Genomic DNA, 3,105 nt, shown 5'->3' on the forward strand with positions numbered 1-3,105 from the left:
ATCACTTATTTTTGTGCGCCAGGACAACTTTTTTGTTATCCGGGCTCTTCATTGGGTTCGAGACGGCGGCTATAAAAAATATATGGACATTAAAAAGCTCGACCTTATTGACGGCATATGGGTGGCAGCTGAGATGCACGTTACTAAAAAAAAGGGTAAAAACAAAGTACACAAAACGATTCTTAAATTTAGTGGTGTAAAATTCAACCAGAATCTTGATTTTGATATGTTTTCTATCCGGCGAATGGAAAAGGGGCTGTAGAGATTGAAATTGGAAACTGGAAATTTGATACGGGGCAATTGCACCATTGCTGCGTTTTTTGTTCTCTTCATGGTTTTTATATTATTATTGCCAGGGCAAACCTTTGCCGTCGAGGATGAAACACTTGATGAAATTATTAGCGATTTTGATGATAAAAAGCCTGAAAAGCCTGATGATATTTTGCAAGACGTGCTTGAAGGCTTTGATGACGACACCAAAGAAGCCGAATCTGAACTGGTAAGAGATGAACTTAAACCATCTGTTTTCAGTTTAAACGGTGATGTCGAACTCGGCGCTTCCTACAATTTTGCCCATGATAAACCTGAAGGAAATAAAACCGACTGGCGGGGTCTGTCACGCCTGAGCACAGAACTTAATCTTGAATTAAACGCAAAGTTTTCCAGTTCATGGCAGGCACAAATAAGCGGTAAGGGAGCATATGATTCTGCTTATTCAATCAAGGACCGGGATGAATTCACCGATGAAGTGATTGACAATTACGAAAAAGAACTTGAGTTTGGTGAAACATATATCCAAGGGAGCCTTACAAAGAGTCTTGATATTAAAGTTGGCCGCCAGATCGTTGTGTGGGGTAAATCAGACAACATACGCGTAACAGATATTTTTAATCCCTTAGATATACGTGAACCAGGCTTAACCGATATTGAAGACCTGCGGCTTCCGGTTGCAATGTCCAGGTTCGATTATTATATCGGTGACTGGAGCATGACCGGGATTGTGATTCACGAAATTCGGTTTAACAAAAGTCCGGAATACGGAAGTGACTTTTATCCGGGTTCCAGTCCACTGCCCCTTGAAGATAAACCTGACTCCTGCCGTAAAAATAGTGAATATGCTGCTGCAATCAACGGAATTTTCAGTGGATGGGATATTGCATTCTACTGGGCCGACTATTACAATGATATGCCCCATATGAAACTTGTGACCACCAGCCTGCCACCTCAAACCCGGCTTAAACATGCACGTCTGAAAATGCTTGGCACTGCCTTTAACGCAGCCGTGGGCAACTGGCTTTTTAAAACAGAGATTGCATACATAGATGGATTTGAATTTTTTTATTCACCGGATAAAGACTATTCCAGAATAGATGTACTGGCCGGAATTGAATATTCCGGTTTTAACGATACCCTGGTGAGCATCGAAGCGGTAAACAGGCATATAAATGGTTTCGACGATACTTTAGAGTCTTCGCCGGATAATGCTCAGGAGGATGAATTTCAGTGGGTGGCAAGATTAACCAGAAATTTTTTAAATGAAACCCTGACCTTAACGCTTCTGACCTCAACATATGGTATAAACGGCCAGGATGGTGCCTTCCAACGTTTTTCCATGGCGTACGATATAAGTGATTCTGTTCAACTTAATGCCGGTGTGGTACTCTACCAATCCGGTAATCTTGCAAGATACAAGAATCTCAGTGACAATGACCGTCTGTTTTGCAAAATCAAATACAGCTTTTAGCTCAGCATTTTTTTATTGCCGGTTTCTCTTGTAAAAATAGATTACAACCAGAAGTCTGGCTTTTTTATCCCCAAGGCTTTTGCCGGAATGGGGGACACAGGAGTCAAAGTAAACATTATCTCCTTTTTCTAATACATAGGTTTCATCCCCATATAAGAATTCAAGAGAGCCTTCCATAATATACATAAATTCTTCACCCTCGTGGGAATACATTTTTCTAATCTCCCAGGGCGCATGGATGATAAAGGGTTCCATATTTTTTCCTGGCTTGTTTTCAGCCAGGATTTCATAATCATAGCCGGAAAATTGTGAGGTTTCTTTAATGATTTTTCGATTTTCACTCCTTGAAAGACAAAGTTTCACATTTGTCAAGGGTTCTATGTTTTCTGACAGCATGGTGGTCATTTCAACTCCGAGGGCTCCGGCTATTTTAGTGAGAGTGGAGTAGGGCGGTGCTTTTTCAGATCGTTCCACCTTTGACAGATATCCTTTTGTAAGACCTGTCAGAACGGCAAGTTTTTCCAGGGTAAGATGGTTTTGTTTGCGAAGTTTTTTAATATTATTACAGATTATTTTTTCATTCATGGTTTTAACCTTTTAAACAAGCCATCCTTAATTGCCGTAAACAACTCCCGGAAGCCAGGTAACAAGACTTGGCCAGATGGCAATAATGATTAATCCGATAATTTGTAGAATTACAAAAGGAATAATACCTTTATACACATCAATTGTTTTGATCTCCGGTGGGCAAACCCCTTTAAGATAAAACAGAGAGGGCCCAAATGGGGGTGTCATAAATGATGTTTGCAGGTTTACGGCAAACATGATGCCGAACCAGAGGGGATCATACCCGTAGTCAACCACAATGGGTGCAATGATGGGGATATGGATGTAGGTAATTTCAATAAAATCAAGGAAAAAACCTAAAATAAAGATAAAAACCATGACCATGGTAATCAGTTGCCACCCACTAAGATGCATACTGTCGATAAATGCCCGGAGAAGATCATCACCGCCAAGACCACGAAACACAAGGGCAAAGCAGGTGGCTCCCATGATAATAATAAACACCATGCAGGTCATCCTGATGGTTCCCTTAGCAACGTCATGCAATAGTTTAAAAGACAGCTTTCCATTCATCCCAGTCAGGATAATGGCACCAACCGCTCCCATCGCCCCTGATTCAGTGGGTGTGGCTATACCGGCAAAGATTGTTCCAAGTACGGCAAGAATTAAAAATAAAGGGGGTACAAGGGCTTTGAAAATTTTTAATATAAAGGTTTTATCAAAATCCGGGCCTTTTCCATGGGCAGCCGGAACATGTTTTGTTCCAAAAAATGTAGACAAAAAGATAAACAGAC

The 3,105-nt window shown here is 40.9% G+C and carries 4 protein-coding genes; 2 read left to right on the forward strand and 2 right to left on the reverse strand.

What is annotated here, in order from left to right:
* Together K8S13_RS16855 and K8S13_RS16860 are read left to right on the forward strand one after the other, a co-directional pair.
* Positions 1-262 (forward strand): outer membrane lipoprotein-sorting protein (locus K8S13_RS16855; RefSeq protein WP_291464304.1); only part of this gene is annotated, 262 nt, incomplete at its 5' end.
* A gap of 3 nt (positions 263-265) precedes the next feature.
* Positions 266-1,744, forward strand: coding sequence for a DUF1302 family protein (locus K8S13_RS16860; protein ID WP_291464305.1), 1,479 nt, complete (start codon positions 266-268; stop codon positions 1,742-1,744).
* Positions 1,745-1,756: 12 nt separating this feature from the next.
* On the opposite strand, the gene K8S13_RS16865 is transcribed toward K8S13_RS16860, so the two are convergent.
* Positions 1,757-2,329 carry an XRE family transcriptional regulator gene (locus K8S13_RS16865; protein ID WP_291464306.1) on the reverse strand — a complete coding sequence of 191 codons (573 nt, stop codon included), beginning with the start codon at positions 2,327-2,329 and terminating at the stop codon, positions 1,757-1,759.
* A 27-nt stretch (positions 2,330-2,356) separates the two neighbouring features.
* A partial coding sequence (locus tag K8S13_RS16870) for a TRAP transporter large permease subunit (RefSeq protein WP_291464308.1) occupies positions 2,357-3,105 on the reverse strand: 749 nt, incomplete at its 5' end.

Source organism: Desulfobacula sp., assembly GCF_021107415.1.